The sequence below is a fragment of the Kitasatospora sp. NPDC059673 genome, assembly GCF_042734215.1.
GTDB lineage: Bacteria > Actinomycetota > Actinomycetes > Streptomycetales > Streptomycetaceae > Kitasatospora.
In genome coordinates this window covers 122,703-136,492 of sequence record NZ_JBHWEN010000011.1, presented here as the reverse complement: position 1 = coordinate 136,492, position 13,790 = coordinate 122,703, and the positions used below count along the sequence as shown (strand labels likewise).

Here is a 13,790-nt window from a genome sequence, read left to right as displayed (position 1 = left end):
GGACAGGTCCGTATTCTTGACCCTCGGCGTGTTGACGCCATGCTCCTGAGCATCTCACCTCCCGGGTGGGAGCCGATTTCGGCTCTTTCCGGGGGAGGCAGCCTGTGTCCATACCCAGGCCGCTGGCATCCGGAGTTCCGACCGAGTTAGGAAAGTAGGTACCGCATGTACGCGATCGTTCGCGCCGGCGGCCGCCAGCACAAGGTCGCCGTGGGCGACGTGCTGGAGATCGACCGTATCGAAGCCAAGCCGGGTGACTCGGTCGAGCTCTCGACCATCCTCGTCGTCGACGGTGAGTCCGTCACCTCCGACCCGTGGGTGCTCGGTGGCGTGAAGGCTCACGCCGAGGTCGTCGACCAGACCAAGGGCGACAAGATCGTCATCCTGCGCTACAAGAACAAGACCGGCTACCGCCGTCGTCAGGGCCACCGCCAGAAGTACACCGCGGTGCGCATCACCAGCATCGACTCGGTCAGCAAGTAATCACACTTACTGCGGTCTTCCTAGAAAGGGGATAGCCAGATGGCACACAAGAAGGGTGCGAGTTCCACTCGCAACGGTCGTGACTCGAACGCCCAGCGCCTCGGCGTGAAGCGCTTCGGCGGTCAGGTCGTCTCCGCCGGCGAGATCATCGTCCGCCAGCGTGGCACCCACTTCCACCCGGGTGCGAACGTCGGCCGTGGCGGCGACGACACCCTGTTCGCCCTGACCGCCGGTGCCGTTCAGTTCGGCAACCGTCGCGGCCGCAAGGTCGTCAACATCGTGGCCGTCGAGGCCTGAGTCTGTACAGACTCGCTGTGAAGGGTGGGCCGGGACTATCCGGGCCCACCCTTCGTGCTTTACCAGCAGGAACCCTTTTCTCTTCGCACTGGAGGCAGACACATGACCACCTTCGTGGACCGCGTCGAACTGCACGTCGCCGCGGGTAACGGGGGCCACGGCTGCGCCTCCGTGCACCGCGAGAAGTTCAAGCCGCTCGGCGGCCCCGACGGGGGCAACGGCGGCGAGGGCGGCTCGGTGACCCTGGTGGTGGACTCGCAGGTCACCACGCTGCTCGAGTACCACCACTCGCCCAAGCGCAAGGCCACCAACGGCAAGCCCGGCGCGGGCGGTCACCGCACCGGCGCGGAAGGCCAGGACCTGATCCTGCCCGTCCCGGACGGCACCGTCGTCCTCGACCGCAAGGGCAACGTGCTGGCCGACCTGGTCGGCCACGGCACCACCTTCGTCGCCGCCCAGGGCGGCCGCGGCGGCCTCGGCAACGCCGCGCTGGCCTCCGCCCGCCGCAAGGCCCCCGGCTTCGCGCTGCTCGGCGAGCCCGGCGAGGCCCGCGACATCGTGATGGAGCTCAAGTCCGTCGCCGACGTCGCGCTGGTCGGCTACCCGAGCGCCGGGAAGTCCTCGCTGATCTCGGTGCTCTCCGCGGCCAAGCCGAAGATCGCCGACTACCCGTTCACCACCCTCGTCCCCAACCTCGGTGTGGTGACGGCCGGTTCGACCGTTTACACGATCGCCGACGTGCCCGGCCTGATCCCCGGCGCCAGCCAGGGCAAGGGCCTCGGCCTGGAGTTCCTGCGGCACGTCGAGCGCTGCGAGGTGCTCGTCCACGTCCTCGACTGCGCCACCCTGGAGCCGGGCCGCGACCCGCTCACCGACCTGGAGACCATCGAGGCCGAACTCGCCCAGTACGGCGGCCTGGAGGACCGGCCGCGACTGGTCGCCCTCAACAAGATCGACGTCCCGGACGGCCAGGACATCGCCGACCTCACCCGCGCCTCGCTGGAGGAACGCGGCTACCGGGTCTTCGAGGTCTCCGCGCTCGCCCACAAGGGCCTGCGTGAACTCTCCTTCGCGCTGGCCGAGATCGTCTCCGCCGCGCGCGCCGCCAAGCCGGCCCAGGAGAACACCCGGATCGTCATCCGCCCGACCGCCGTGGACGACGCCGGCTTCACCATCGAGGAAGAGGACGGCGCGTACCGCATCCGCGGCGGCAAGCCCGAACGCTGGGTCCGCCAGACCGACTTCGCCAACGACGAGGCCGTCGGCTACCTCGCCGACCGGCTCGCCCGGCTCGGCGTCGAACAGGAACTCTGGAAGGTCGGCGCCAAGGAGGGCGACACCGTCATCATCGGCCCCGACGAGAACGCCGTGGTCTTCGACTGGGAGCCCACCATGGCCGCCGGCGCGGAGATGCTCGGCCGCCGCGGCGAGGACCACCGCTTCGAGACCCAGCGGCCTGCGGTCGACCGCCGCCGCGAGAAGCAGCGCGGGCGCGACGCGGCGGAGCAGGAGTACCTGGACTTCGAGGCGCTCAGCTCCGGCCGGGAGCAGCTGGAGCAGTAAGCGGGAGCGAAACCGGGGGCGCGAGGAGATTCGCGCGAGCGGTTGGGCGCGAAAACAGGGGCGCGGGGAACTGCGCGACAAGCGCAAGCCCGTCCGCAAGGTCGCGAGCAAGTGCAGGTCATTGTCCTGCGTCGCGATCTTGCGGTGGGGTGTCTTCCGCTTCGCGCAGTTCCCCGCGCTCCTGGTTTCGCGCCCGCCTGCGTTGTCTCACGCCTTGCGCCGATTTCGTACCGTGTCTGCCGAATGGCTACATTGCGGGCGTACAGGACGTCGTGTCGGAAGGGTCGGACTGATGGTGGATCAGTTGCTCCGCGAGGAGGTCGTTTCGGCGCGGCGGATCGTGGTGAAGGTCGGGTCGTCATCGCTGACCACCGCCGCCGGCGGGCTGGACGCGGACCGGGTGGACGCCCTGGTGAACGCGCTGGCGAGGGCGCGGACGGGGAAGGACGCGCCGGAGATCGTGCTGGTCTCGTCCGGTGCGATCGCTGCCGGCCTGGCGCCGCTCGGGCTGGAGAAGCGGCCCAAGGACCTGGCCCGGCAGCAGGCGGCGGCCAGTGTCGGGCAGGGCCTGCTGGTGGCGCGTTACACGGCGTCGTTCGCGCGGTACGGGGTGCGGGTCGGGCAGGTGCTGCTGACCGCCGAGGACGCCAGCCGGCGGGCGCACTACCGCAACGCGTTCCGGACGCTGGAGCAGCTGCTGACGATGGGCGCGATGCCGATCGTCAACGAGAACGACACGGTGGCCACCGCCGAGATCAAGTTCGGCGACAACGACCGGCTGGCGGCGCTGGTGGCGCACCTGGTGCGGGCCGACCTGCTGGTGCTGCTGTCCGATGTGGACGGCCTGTACGACGGTGACCCGGCGAAGCCCGGCAGCAGCCGGCTCGACGTGGTGCGCGGCCCGGCGGACCTGGCCGGCGTGGAGGTCGGCAGCGCCGGCAAGGCGGGCGTCGGCACCGGCGGCATGGTGACGAAGGTGGAGGCGGCCCGGATCGCCACCGGCGCGGGCATCCCGGTGGTGCTGACGGCGGCCAGCCAGGCGGCCGACGCGCTGGCCGGCCGGCCCACCGGCACGCTGTTCCTGCGGACCGGCAGCCGTTCCGCGGACCGGCTGCTGTGGTTGGAGCACGCGTCCACGCCGCGCGGCACGCTGACCCTGGACGAGGGGGCGGTGGCGGCGGTGGTGCACGGTGGGAAGTCGCTGCTCCCGGCCGGGGTGACCGGGGTGGACGGGGAGTTCGCCGCGGGTGATCCGGTCGACCTTCTTGGCGAAAACGGTCACATCGTCGCCCGCGGACTGGTCAACTTTGATGCGAGGGAGTTGCCCCGTCTGCTCGGCCGGTCCACCCGAGAACTGGCCCAGGAGCTCGGCGCCGCGTACGAACGCGAGGTCGTCCACCGCGACGACCTGGTCGTGCTGCGCGGCTGAGCGCGGGCGGCGGGGCCGGTACGGGGGGTGGCAGCAGCGGGCCGGGGGGCCCGCGCGACACGCTGAATGGGAGGCCGCCGGTGGTTCGCAGGCGGGAGGAAGCGCTGCCGGGGCAGAGGTCCGAGCGGCGGCTCACCAGCATCGAGGGCGGCCGGGGCGTCGAGGAGCAGGAGGGCGTGCGGGAGCCGGAGCAGGGCCGGCTGTGGCACGTGGTGCTGAGTGTGGCCGGGGCGGCGACTCCGCTGCCGGAGCTGCGGGCGGCGCTGGAGAAGCTGGCGCACGACCATTCCTTCTTCCTGACGGCCCGTTATGCCGCCGACCACGCCGAGGTCAGGTACTGGGAAGAGGCGCGGGACCTGCACGACGCGGCGGCGATCGCGCTGCGGCTGTGGGGCGAGCACAAGGCCAGCGCGAAGCTCCCGGCGTGGGAGATCGTCGGCCTGGAGGTGGTGGACCGTCCGACGTACCACAAGCGGGTCGCGGAGGGCTTCGGCGGACCGCTGCCGCAGCTGGGCGGGGTGCACCCGTACTGACGGGCTCGGGGGGCCGCGTCTCAGCGGGCGAAATGTCCGCCGGGGCGGGGTGGGTGTCTCGCTAGGCTTGGCTCCATGAGCGACCTCACCGCCACCTCCGACAGCCCCGTCCTCGCCGCCGCGCGCCGTGCCAGGGAGGCGGCCGCCGCCCTGGCACCAGTGCCGCGTTCGGTGAAGGACACCGCGCTGCTGGCGATCGCGGACGCACTGGTCGCCCGGGCCGGGGAGATCACCGCCGCCAACGCCGAGGACGTCGAGCGGGCCCGGGCGGCGGGCACCGCCGAGTCGGTGATCGACCGGCTGACGCTCACCGAGGAGCGGATCGCCGCGATCGCCGCCGACGTGCGCAGCGTGGTCGGCCTGCCCGACCCGGTGGGCGAGGTGGTGCGCGGCTACACCCTGCCGAACGGGCTGGACGTGCGCCAGGTACGGGTGCCGCTGGGCGTGGTCGGCATCATCTACGAGGCCCGGCCGAACGTCACGGTGGACGCCGCCGCGCTCTGCCTGAAGTCCGGCAACGCGGTGCTGCTGCGCGGCTCCGGCTCCGCCTACCGCTCCAACACGGCGCTGGTGGAGGTGCTGCGTACGGCGGTCGCCGGGGCGGGCCTGCCGGCCGACGTGATCCAGCTGGTGCCGGGGGAGAGCCGCGAGTCGGTGCAGCAGCTGATGCGCGCCCGCGGACTGGTCGACGTGCTGATCCCGCGTGGCGGCGCCTCGCTGATCCGCACCGTGGTGGAGGGCTCCACCGTCCCCGTGATCGAGACCGGCACCGGCAACTGCCACGTGTACGTGGACGCCCGGACCGACCTGGCGATGGCCGTCGGCGTGCTGCTGAATTCCAAGGCCCAGCGGGTCAGCGTCTGCAATGCCGCCGAGACCCTGCTGGTGCACCAGGACGTCGCGGACGCCTTCCTGCCGCTCGCCCTGACCGCGCTCGCCGAGGCGGGCGTCACCGTGCACGGCGACGACGCGGTGCTGAAGGCCGCCGAGGGCACCGGTGCGACGGTCGTCCCGGCGACCGAGGAGGACTGGGGGACCGAATACCTGTCGCTGGACCTGGCCGCCGCCGTGGTGCCCTCGCTGGAGGCCGCCGTGGAGCACATCCGCCGCTGGTCCTCCGGCCACACCGAGGCGATCGTCACCACCTCGCAGGCCGCCGCCCGCCGCTTCACCCAGCTCGTCGACTCCACCACGGTGGCCGTCAACGCCTCGACCCGGTTCACCGACGGAAGCGAGTTCGGCTTCGGCGCGGAGATCGGCATCTCCACCCAGAAGCTGCATGCCCGCGGCCCGATGGGCCTGCCGGAGCTGACCAGCACCAAGTACATCGTCACCGGCGACGGGCATGTGCGCGGCGAGGCCCGGCAGACCGTCGGCGGGTCTTGACGGCCTCGGCGTCCCCGGCGTCCCCGGCGGACTCGGCGGCTGGATGCCGCGGGCGTCGGATACCCGATCGGCCCGACCCACAGACAAAAGCCCCGGCCGGTAATACATTGAATCCGTGGCTGAGGATGTGGGGGGCTCGCCGTATTCCGACGGCGCCGACCACGGTGGTGCGGACGACGAGTTCGCCACCGTGGTCTTCGACGAGAGCTTCGTCCGCTCCGCCGCCGTGCACGAGCCGAGCGCCCGGGAGCGGCAACTCGCCGCCGCCGAGACCAGGTTCGAGCCGGAACAGGCCGGTGCGGCCCGGAGCTACGAGTTCACCTCCGGGAACGAGGTGCTGCCGCTGGAGCTGCGCCCGCTGCCCGGCGGCTTGGACGAGGACCGCTTCTACCCCGACCCGTGGTCGGGCGGTGACCGGCAGCACCGGCGCACCCGCCGTTCGCGGCTGCGCGCCTTCGACCCGCTGCGCGGCGGTTCGGTCGCCCAGCAGCGCTGGCACCGGCCGGTGGCCTGGGTACTGGCCCTGGTGATGGGCATCGGTGTGGTCGCGCTGGCCGTCGCCGCCGTGTACCGGGGCGTCGGCAACGCCCCCGAGTCGCCGGCCCGGCCGTCCAGCGGGACCAGCAGCCCCGGTACGACGCCCTCGGTGCAAGCGCCCGTGACGGCGGCCGTCCCGGCAGGCTGAGCGGGCCGCTTCACAGATCACCTGCTGTGGCGGTCTCGTTACCCGCGCCCCTCTCGTCGCGCGCGGCGGGCGAGCCTACCCTGGTCTCATGGGTGACCCGCGCGAGCCTCCCGAGGGCACGCCCGAGGGTGGTTCCAATGATGACGAGTTCCGGTCCGTCGTCTTCGACGAATCGTTCGTGAAAGCTGCCCGGATCCAGGAGCTTTCCGCGCAGGAACGGCTGGCCGGCGCGTTCGGCCGGGCCACCAGGACGCGTGGCTGGGGCTGGTTCGGGTCGCTGCCGCGGCAGGCCGTGATCCTGCTGCTGCTGGTGGCGATGGCGTTCGCCGCGGCCGTGTACTTCGGTGTCAGCTCCCCGCACGGCCAGGCCGTCCCGCCCAGCGGCGCCCAGCTGACCGCCGCCGTCACCCCGCTCAGCCCGTCCGGCACGGTCGGTGCCGTTCCCGACCCCGCCCACCCGTTCGCCGCACTGCCGAGCGGCTACGCGGACGGCCAGGGCGGCTTCGGCATGCCGCCCGCCTCGTCCACCGCGCACTTCGGTGGGACGGACGTGCAGCGCGCCCTGGACTCCGTGCAGCACTACCTGGTGGTCTCCGAGCTGACCCCCGCCACTCTGACCGCCAACGAGACCGGCCAGGTCCGCGAGCTGCTCACGACCGGCGAACTCGCCCAGTACGACGACAGCATCAACGCACCGCGTGACGACCAGCACCACGCCGCCACCGGCTGGATGGTGCGCTTCGACCCCGGACAGGTCGCCCTGGCCACCAACACCGTGAAGGTCAACGGCGGCGTCCAGGTCGGCGAACTCGACCCCGGCACGCTGGAGATCACCGCCGACCACACCCTGGTCTACGCGCTGCGCCCGGCCGGCACCACCAGCGACTCCTCGGTGACCCTGTACTCGGTGCGCCGCGTGGTGCGGATCGACATCGACCGGGCCGACCTGGACGCCGGGCGCGTTCGGGTGGTCGACTCCACCGTCCAGGCCGGGCCCACCGGCTGCGGCACCGTGCAGAGCGACTACCTGCAGCCGACGCTGGCCACCGCGGCGGGCGTGCACCCGAACACCCCGCCCGCCGTGAATCCGGCCGACCACAGCCGGCCGGCCTGGCAGAGTTGCGGGGTGCTCGGGCCGATCACCGGCTGAGCCGGTTGAGCCGCTTGCCCGACAGGGTCAGTCCTGCTTCTCGCCGCTGCTTCCGTTGCCGTTGGTGCGGCCGGCGCCGGTGAAGGTGTCGCGGAGCTTGCCGCCGACCGTGCCGACGCCGTTGGTGAGGTCGCGCAGCAGGCCCATCAGCGGGTCCTTGCTCTCCTTCACCGACTGCGAGTACGAGTCGGCGGCGGCCTTCCACTGCGCGCCGATCGAGGTGTCCGGGTCGTCACCGCGGCGCGGGTACGCGCCCGCCATGATCGAGCGGTATTCCTCGCTCTCCGCCCACTTCTTCAGCTGCGCCACCCGCACCACCGCGAACGGGTGGGTCTGCGGCAGCACCTGCAGCAGCTTCAGCACGCTGTCGCGCAGGTCGCCCGCCTTGTCGTACTCCGCGGCCTGCTCCAGGAACGCGTCCACGTTCATTTCGGCCATGTTCGCGCCGCCGGCCAGCTTCATCAGGCCGCGCATCGACGCCTGCAGGTCCTGGCCGGCCAGCAGACCGGCCCGGTCGCTGGAGAGCTCGGCCTTGCGGAACCACTCCTTGAGCGCGGTGATGACCGCGGTGATCGCCAGGTTGCCCAGCGGCAGCCAGCCGATCCGGGCCGCCAGGTTGGTGAGGATCAGCAGCATCGTCTGGTAAACCGCGTGCCCCGACATCGCGTGACCGACCTCGTGGCCGATCACCGCGCGCAGCTCTTCCTCGTCCATCAGGTCGATCAGGCCGGTGGTCACCACGATCACCGGCGTGTCCATGCCGATGCAGTACGCGTTGACCTTCGGGTCCTGGGTCACGTACAGGTCCGGGACCTTCTCCAGGTCCAGCACGTACGCGGCGTCCCGCACCATGTCGTACAGCTCCGGGAACTGACGCTCCGACGTCTTGACCGCCGTGGCCAGGAACAGCAGCCGGACGCTGCGCTCGGACACCAGGCCGGCCAGCTTCTTCAGGATCTCGTCGAAACCGCTCAGCTTGCGCAGGGCCACCAGCCCCGAACGGTCCGCCGGGTGCTCCCAGGCACGGGTGGAGATCTCCGGGAACCGCTGGCGGCGGCGGCTCGGCGCGTTGCCCTTGGTCATGTCGGTCATTGAGTACCTCTCCTGGATCGACGCCGGCACCGGCTCCCGTGGCCGGCCCCCGCTGCTTTCCTCTTAACGTCGCTGTGTCCGCACTCGTCCCCGGGCGCCACGGTACGCCGTCGGTGTCTGTCGCCCGTGCGCCCGGGCGTCCGTGTGCCCGGGCGTTCGCGTGTTCGTGTGCCCTTGTGCCCGGGCGTCCGTGTGCCTGTGTGCTCGGGCACACGGGTGGCCCTGGCGGTGCGGGTGGGGCGGGGTGTGGGGCGGGTCGGGCGATAAACGGGTCTACCCTGGCTGTGCCGTACCGAAAAGGAGCCCCGTGATGTCCCCTGCCGACCTGGTCCAGCTCGCCGGACCGATCTCCAGCGAGAACGGCCCCGGCCTGTTCCTGAGGATCATCCTGATCGCCTCCTTCGTCGGAGTCGGCCTGCTGGTGTGGGCGATCGCCCGGGCCGGCCGTGACGGTGCCAAGCGCGACGCCGAGCGCGAGCGGGCCCGCGCCGAGGCGGCCGAGCGGGGCTGAGTCCCGGAGGCTGGTGTTGCCCCAGGTCGTGAGCCCGGCGACCGGGTGATGGCCGGGGACCGCTCACTGGTGGTCAGACGCGGTGGGCCGCCGCGCGGTTGCGTGTCAGGCCCCCGTACGATGAGCCCCGCGGGCCGCACGGTCCGTGACCGCCTGGTCCTCACCGAGCCGAGAAGGTCCCGCCGATCATGACCTCTGCTGCCCTGCCCACCCTCGCCGTCCTCGCCGAGGAGGGCGGAAACCACGAAAGCCTCAACCCCTTCCTGACGGGCGGGGCGGCGCTGGCCATCCTCCTGCTGCTGCTCTTCGTCACCACCCGCTTCAACCGCGACCGCTGACCGGCCGCGCCGCCGCCTGTCGCGGTGGTGGACACGGAGTGCCCCGGGCCCGCAAACGGGCGGAATCCCCGGGACACCCCGGTCGCGTAAGGTGTGGCGCCATGAGAGAGCAGGTCGACACCCCCGGGACGGACACCGCGCCGGGCACCTCCGCGCCGGCCAGTACGCCGCGCGGGCGACGCCGGCTGGGAGTGATGGGCGGCACCTTCGACCCCATCCACCACGGGCACCTGGTCGCCGCCAGTGAGGTGGCCAGCGCCTTCCACCTGGACGAGGTGATCTTCGTCCCGACCGGGCAACCCTGGCAGAAGTCCGACCGGCAGGTCTCGCCGGCCGAGGACCGCTACCTGATGACGGTGATCGCCACCGCCGAGAACCCCCAGTTCTCGGTCAGCCGGATCGACATCGACCGCAACGGCCCCACCTACACCGTCGACACCCTCCGCGAGCTGCAGGCCCTGCACCCCGACGCCGAACTCTTCTTCATCACCGGCGCCGACGCCCTCGCCCAGATCATTTCCTGGCGCTCCTCCGAGGAACTCTTCGACCTCGCACACTTCATCGGCTGCACCAGGCCGGGCCATACTCTCTCCGACACCGGCCTGCCGGTCGGAGGCGTCTCGCTGGTAGAGGTGCCCGCCCTCGCCATCTCCTCCACCGACTGCCGGATGCGGGTCGCCAAGGGCGAACCCATCTGGTACCTGGTGCCGGACGGCGTGGTCCGTTACATCCACAAGCGGGCGCTGTACGCGTCGGCCCGGCCTTGATCCCTGGGAGGGACCGCATGACCGGAACGTCCGACGACGAGCAGTGGTACGGCCGCCAGCCCCAATCGCCCTACCAGCAGCAGCCCGGGCACTACCCCCCGCAGGGATACGAACAGCAGACGCCGCCGTACGAGCAGTCGCTGTATGAACAACAGCCTTACGAGCAGCAGGCGTTCGAGCAGGGCGGGTACGAGTCCTCCGGGTACGAGTCGTCCGGGTACGGGCAGGCCGGATACGGCCAGGGTGGGTACGGCCAGGGCGGATACGGCCAGGGTGGGTACGGCCAGGGCGAGTACGAGTCGTCCGGGTACGAGCAGCCCGGACAGGGGCGGTCCGGGTTCGAGCAGCAGGGGTACGAGCAGCAGACGGGCCACGGGCAGCAGCAGCCGCCGTACGGGCAGGCCGATTCCTACGGTCGGTACGACCAGCAGGGTGCGCAGCAGGTCGGGCAGCACGGGGCATACGGACAGGACCCGTACGGCGGCGACCAGCCCGGGCACGGTCAGCAGGCCGGGTACGCGCAGCAGGCCGGGTACGCGCAGCGGGGCCACGCGGCCCAGGGGTTCGAACAGCGCGGGTACGCGCAGCAGTTCGGCGGCCAGCAGGGGGCCGGGGGGACGGTCGGGGACGCCTACGGGCAGCAGGCCCAGGACCCGTACTACGGACAGCAGCAGCCCGCGCAGGGGTTCTACCAGCAGCAGCCGCAGGTGCCGGGACAGACGCCGGGCGTTCAGGCACTGGGTGCGCAGGCACCGGGTGGGCAGGTGCTCGACGGCCGAGTGACCGAGAGGCAAGGGGCCGCAGGGCAGGGGACCGCAGGGCGGGTGCCGTCGCAGGCCGGGGTGGCCGGGGCGCCGGCCGGTGCGGGGATGCCGCCCCGGGCGCGGGCGGCTGCGGCAGCGTCGGCAGCGGCGCCGGAGGCCGAGGGGCTGTCCGAGCCGTCCGAACTGGTCGGCGGGCGGGCGGCTGCGGCTGCCGCCCGGGCCAAGGGCGCGGCGAACGACTCGTACACCACGGGCGAGTTCAACTTCGTCGACGAGGTGACGGAGGACTCCGAGGACGCCATCGACTGGCTGAAGTTCGCCGAGTCCCGCAGTGAAGTCCGGGCCGAGCGGCGGCGACGGCTGCGCAACCGGCTGATCGCCCTGCTGGTGGTGCTGGCGGTACTCGCGGCCGGCGCGGTGGGCTACCTGTGGTGGTCCGGCGCCTTCGACGACTCCAACGACTCGACCAAGGCGGCCGGCGGACGGTACGTCAACGTTCTGCACCTGCGTGAAGAGGGAGGCAAGGTCACCACCGCGCTGCTGGTCGACGACCAGGGCGGGCAGAAGGCGACCGTGCTGCTGCTCCCCGACACCCTCCAACTGCCCAGCAACGGCGAGACCGCCAGCGTTACCGTCGGCCAGTCCATGGACGCCATCGGTCCCTCCGCCACCCGCGACGGCCTGTCCACCGTGCTCGGCGCCAAGGTGGCCGGCACCTGGCGGCTGGACACCCCCTACCTGCAGATACTGGTCTCTCAGCTCGGCGGCATCAAGGTGGACACCAACGCCGAGGTACGCGAGAAGAACAAGCCGGACGGCAAGGTGCTCGCCGCCGCCGGCAAGGACGTTCTGCTGAGCGGCCCCGCTGCCGTCGCCTACGCCACCCTGCAGGCCCCCGGCGAAGCCCGGGAGGCCCAACTCGCCCGCTTCGGGCAGGTGATGGCGGGGGTGATCAACACGATGCCGGTCAACTTGGCGGACGCCACCGATGACGTGCACCGGATGATGTCCGTCGCCGACCCGTCGCTGCCGGAAAAGGCGCTCGCCGGCGTCCTGGTCAACCTCTCCAAGCAGGCGAAGGCCGGACACCTGACCACCACCCAGCTCACCGTCAAGCCGGACGGCACCCTGGACGACGCCACCGCAGGCAAGCAGGTGAAGGACATCCTCGGCGGCACCCTCGGCCAGGCCAAGGGCACCGGCGGCACCACCCGCGTCACCGTGGTCAACGCCTCCGGCAATGACAACGCGGCGACCGCCGCCAAGGTGATCGTCACCAACTCGGGTATGGAAGCGCTGCCGTCCACCGCGAAGGCCTCCGCGCAGGCGACCTCCGAGATCCGCTACACCGACGACGCCAAGAAGGAGGCGGCGCGCACCCTGGCAATCAGCCTGGGGCTGCCGGAGTCGGTGGTGAAGAAGGTCACCGATTCGCAGAACGCGGACCTGGTGCTGATGCTCGGCAAGGACTACCAGCCGCCGCAGCCGTCTTCGCCGTAGTGCCAGGGCAAGGCCTGGCCCCGCTGTGAGGCGCGACTGTGAGTCCTGGTTGTGCTGACCGGTCGGGCGGTCCGGTTGTGTGGTTCGGTTGTGCGGTCCGGTTGTGCGGTCGGAGCCCCGGGGTGGAAATCACTCCGGGGCCCCGGCGCGTTCGTGAGATCCTGGGAAGGTATCCCCACAGCCGATCCGGAAGAGCATCGTGACCGTCACCGACCGAAGCCAGGAACTGATCACCGTCGCCGCGCAGGCGGCGGCCGGCAAGCTGGCGCACGACATCATCGCCTTCGACGTCAGCGAGGTGCTGTCGATCACCGACGCCTTCCTGATCGCCTCCGCCGCCAACGACCGCCAAGTCCGGGCGATCGCCGAGGAGATCGAGGAGCAGCTGCGCGAGAAGCTCGACACCAAGCCGGTGCGCCGCGAGGGCGAGCGCGAGGGCCGCTGGATCCTGCTCGACTACCTGGACATCGTGGTGCACGTCCAGCACTCCGAGGAGCGCTCCTTCTACTCGCTCGATCGCCTGTGGAAGGACTGCCCCGAACTGCCGCTCCCCGAGGACGCGCTGGCGACCCGCAACCGGCCCGAGAACGCCGTCACCGACGCCGCCGGCAACGCCGTCTCCGGGGGCGACCTCTGAGCCGCTCGGGGGTGTGGCCGCGCATCGTCCTCTGGCGGCACGGCCAGACGCCCTGGAACCTCGAATCGCGGTTCCAGGGCACCACTGACGTCGACCTCACCGAACAGGGGCTGTTCCAGGCACAGCGGGCCGCCCGGCTGCTCGCTGCGCTCCGCCCCGACGTGCTGATCTCCTCCGACCTGACGCGGGCCCGGCGCACTGCTGCCGAGCTGGCCTCGCTCACTGGCCTGGAGGTGCAGCACCACGAGGGTCTCCGTGAGACCTACGCGGGGGAGTGGCAGGGGCTCACCAACTCCGAGATCCGGGCGCGGTATCCGGAGCAGTTCGAGGCATGGGTCCGTGGCGAGCCGGTCCGGCGCGGCGGCGGCGAACTCTCCACCGAGGTGGCCGATCGGGCCGTCCCGGTGGTGCTGGACGCCGTCGGCAAGCTGCCCGAGGGCGGCACCCTGGTGGTGGTGAGCCACGGCGGCACCATCCGCACCATGATCGGCCGGCTGCTGGGCATGGATCCGCAGTTGTGGGAGCGCTTCGGCGGTCTCTCGAACTGCTGCTGGTCGGTGCTCGGGCAGGACGCACGCGGCTGGCGGCTTCAGGAGCACAACGCGGGCACGCTCCCGCAGCCGGTCATCGGCGACGAGACCTGAGGCACGACCTG

At 71.6% G+C, this 13,790-nt stretch carries 15 protein-coding genes; 14 read left to right on the top strand and 1 reads right to left on the bottom strand.

Annotated elements, in window-relative coordinates; translation table 11 throughout:
• Positions 1-165 precede the first annotated feature (165 nt).
• From rplU to ACFV18_RS15600, 8 genes are all read left to right on the top strand, one after another.
• A complete protein-coding gene (rplU, locus tag ACFV18_RS15635; protein WP_035862741.1) occupies positions 166-483 on the top strand; it encodes a 50S ribosomal protein L21 in 318 nt (105 codons plus the stop codon).
• Positions 484-522: 39 nt separating this feature from the next.
• Complete coding sequence (gene rpmA, locus ACFV18_RS15630) at positions 523-780, top strand: 50S ribosomal protein L27 (RefSeq protein WP_014135732.1); 258 nt, start codon at positions 523-525, stop codon at positions 778-780.
• Positions 781-882: 102 nt separating this feature from the next.
• Positions 883-2,343: a GTPase ObgE gene (gene obgE, locus ACFV18_RS15625; protein ID WP_380483365.1), complete on the top strand. Its 1,461-nt coding sequence runs from the start codon at positions 883-885 to the stop codon at positions 2,341-2,343.
• A 292-nt stretch (positions 2,344-2,635) separates the two neighbouring features.
• Positions 2,636-3,772: a glutamate 5-kinase gene (proB, locus tag ACFV18_RS15620; protein WP_380483363.1), complete on the top strand. Its 1,137-nt coding sequence runs from the start codon at positions 2,636-2,638 to the stop codon at positions 3,770-3,772.
• Positions 3,773-3,852: 80 nt separating this feature from the next.
• On the top strand, positions 3,853-4,305 hold the full coding sequence (locus ACFV18_RS15615) for a hypothetical protein (RefSeq protein ID WP_380483361.1): 453 nt from the start codon (positions 3,853-3,855) through the stop codon (positions 4,303-4,305).
• Positions 4,306-4,380: 75 nt separating this feature from the next.
• Positions 4,381-5,691, top strand: a complete 1,311-nt coding sequence (locus ACFV18_RS15610; protein ID WP_380483359.1) for a glutamate-5-semialdehyde dehydrogenase — start codon at positions 4,381-4,383, stop codon at positions 5,689-5,691.
• A gap of 115 nt (positions 5,692-5,806) precedes the next feature.
• Positions 5,807-6,376, top strand: coding sequence for a hypothetical protein (locus tag ACFV18_RS15605; RefSeq protein ID WP_380483357.1), 570 nt, complete (start codon positions 5,807-5,809; stop codon positions 6,374-6,376).
• 88 nt (positions 6,377-6,464) lie between these two features.
• Positions 6,465-7,526 carry a hypothetical protein gene (locus ACFV18_RS15600; protein WP_380483355.1) on the top strand — a complete coding sequence of 354 codons (1,062 nt, stop codon included), beginning with the start codon at positions 6,465-6,467 and terminating at the stop codon, positions 7,524-7,526.
• Between the two features lie 27 nt (positions 7,527-7,553).
• Here the strand turns inward: ACFV18_RS15600 and ACFV18_RS15595 are convergent, their stop codons facing one another.
• On the bottom strand, positions 7,554-8,618 hold the full coding sequence (locus tag ACFV18_RS15595) for a M48 family metallopeptidase (RefSeq protein ID WP_380483353.1): 1,065 nt from the start codon (positions 8,616-8,618) through the stop codon (positions 7,554-7,556).
• 310 nt (positions 8,619-8,928) lie between these two features.
• Here ACFV18_RS15595 and ACFV18_RS15590 point away from each other — a divergent pair, with 310 nt between their 5' ends.
• From ACFV18_RS15590 to ACFV18_RS15565, 6 genes are all read left to right on the top strand, one after another.
• Positions 8,929-9,129: a hypothetical protein gene (locus tag ACFV18_RS15590; RefSeq protein ID WP_380483351.1), complete on the top strand. Its 201-nt coding sequence runs from the start codon at positions 8,929-8,931 to the stop codon at positions 9,127-9,129.
• A gap of 188 nt (positions 9,130-9,317) precedes the next feature.
• Positions 9,318-9,467: a hypothetical protein gene (locus ACFV18_RS15585; protein WP_380483349.1), complete on the top strand. Its 150-nt coding sequence runs from the start codon at positions 9,318-9,320 to the stop codon at positions 9,465-9,467.
• A 101-nt stretch (positions 9,468-9,568) separates the two neighbouring features.
• Positions 9,569-10,234: a nicotinate-nucleotide adenylyltransferase gene (gene nadD, locus ACFV18_RS15580; RefSeq protein ID WP_380483347.1), complete on the top strand. Its 666-nt coding sequence runs from the start codon at positions 9,569-9,571 to the stop codon at positions 10,232-10,234.
• A gap of 17 nt (positions 10,235-10,251) precedes the next feature.
• Complete coding sequence (locus tag ACFV18_RS15575; protein WP_380483345.1) at positions 10,252-12,498, top strand: LytR C-terminal domain-containing protein; 2,247 nt, start codon at positions 10,252-10,254, stop codon at positions 12,496-12,498.
• Positions 12,499-12,697: 199 nt separating this feature from the next.
• Positions 12,698-13,135, top strand: a complete 438-nt coding sequence (gene rsfS, locus ACFV18_RS15570; protein WP_380483343.1) for a ribosome silencing factor — start codon at positions 12,698-12,700, stop codon at positions 13,133-13,135.
• Between the two features lie 11 nt (positions 13,136-13,146).
• Positions 13,147-13,779, top strand: a complete 633-nt coding sequence (locus ACFV18_RS15565; protein ID WP_380483341.1) for a histidine phosphatase family protein — start codon at positions 13,147-13,149, stop codon at positions 13,777-13,779.
• The last annotated feature ends 11 nt before the right edge of the window (positions 13,780-13,790 follow it).

What these genes read in the sequence shown, in the direction of transcription:
- ACFV18_RS15585 (WP_380483349.1), top strand. Translation starts at nt 9,318, where the DNA reads ATGACCTCTGCTGCCCTGCCCACCCTCGCCGTCCTCGCCGAGGAGGGC.
- ACFV18_RS15590 (WP_380483351.1), top strand. Translation starts at nt 8,929, where the DNA reads ATGTCCCCTGCCGACCTGGTCCAGCTCGCCGGACCGATCTCCAGCGAG.
- ACFV18_RS15610 (WP_380483359.1), top strand. Translation starts at nt 4,381, where the DNA reads ATGAGCGACCTCACCGCCACCTCCGACAGCCCCGTCCTCGCCGCCGCG.
- rpmA (WP_014135732.1), top strand. Translation starts at nt 523, where the DNA reads ATGGCACACAAGAAGGGTGCGAGTTCCACTCGCAACGGTCGTGACTCG.
- obgE (WP_380483365.1), top strand. Translation starts at nt 883, where the DNA reads ATGACCACCTTCGTGGACCGCGTCGAACTGCACGTCGCCGCGGGTAAC.
- ACFV18_RS15600 (WP_380483355.1), top strand. Translation starts at nt 6,465, where the DNA reads ATGGGTGACCCGCGCGAGCCTCCCGAGGGCACGCCCGAGGGTGGTTCC.
- ACFV18_RS15575 (WP_380483345.1), top strand. Translation starts at nt 10,252, where the DNA reads ATGACCGGAACGTCCGACGACGAGCAGTGGTACGGCCGCCAGCCCCAA.
- ACFV18_RS15595 (WP_380483353.1), bottom strand. Translation starts at nt 8,618, where the DNA reads ATGACCGACATGACCAAGGGCAACGCGCCGAGCCGCCGCCGCCAGCGG.
- rplU (WP_035862741.1), top strand. Translation starts at nt 166, where the DNA reads ATGTACGCGATCGTTCGCGCCGGCGGCCGCCAGCACAAGGTCGCCGTG.
- nadD (WP_380483347.1), top strand. Translation starts at nt 9,569, where the DNA reads ATGAGAGAGCAGGTCGACACCCCCGGGACGGACACCGCGCCGGGCACC.
- proB (WP_380483363.1), top strand. Translation starts at nt 2,636, where the DNA reads ATGGTGGATCAGTTGCTCCGCGAGGAGGTCGTTTCGGCGCGGCGGATC.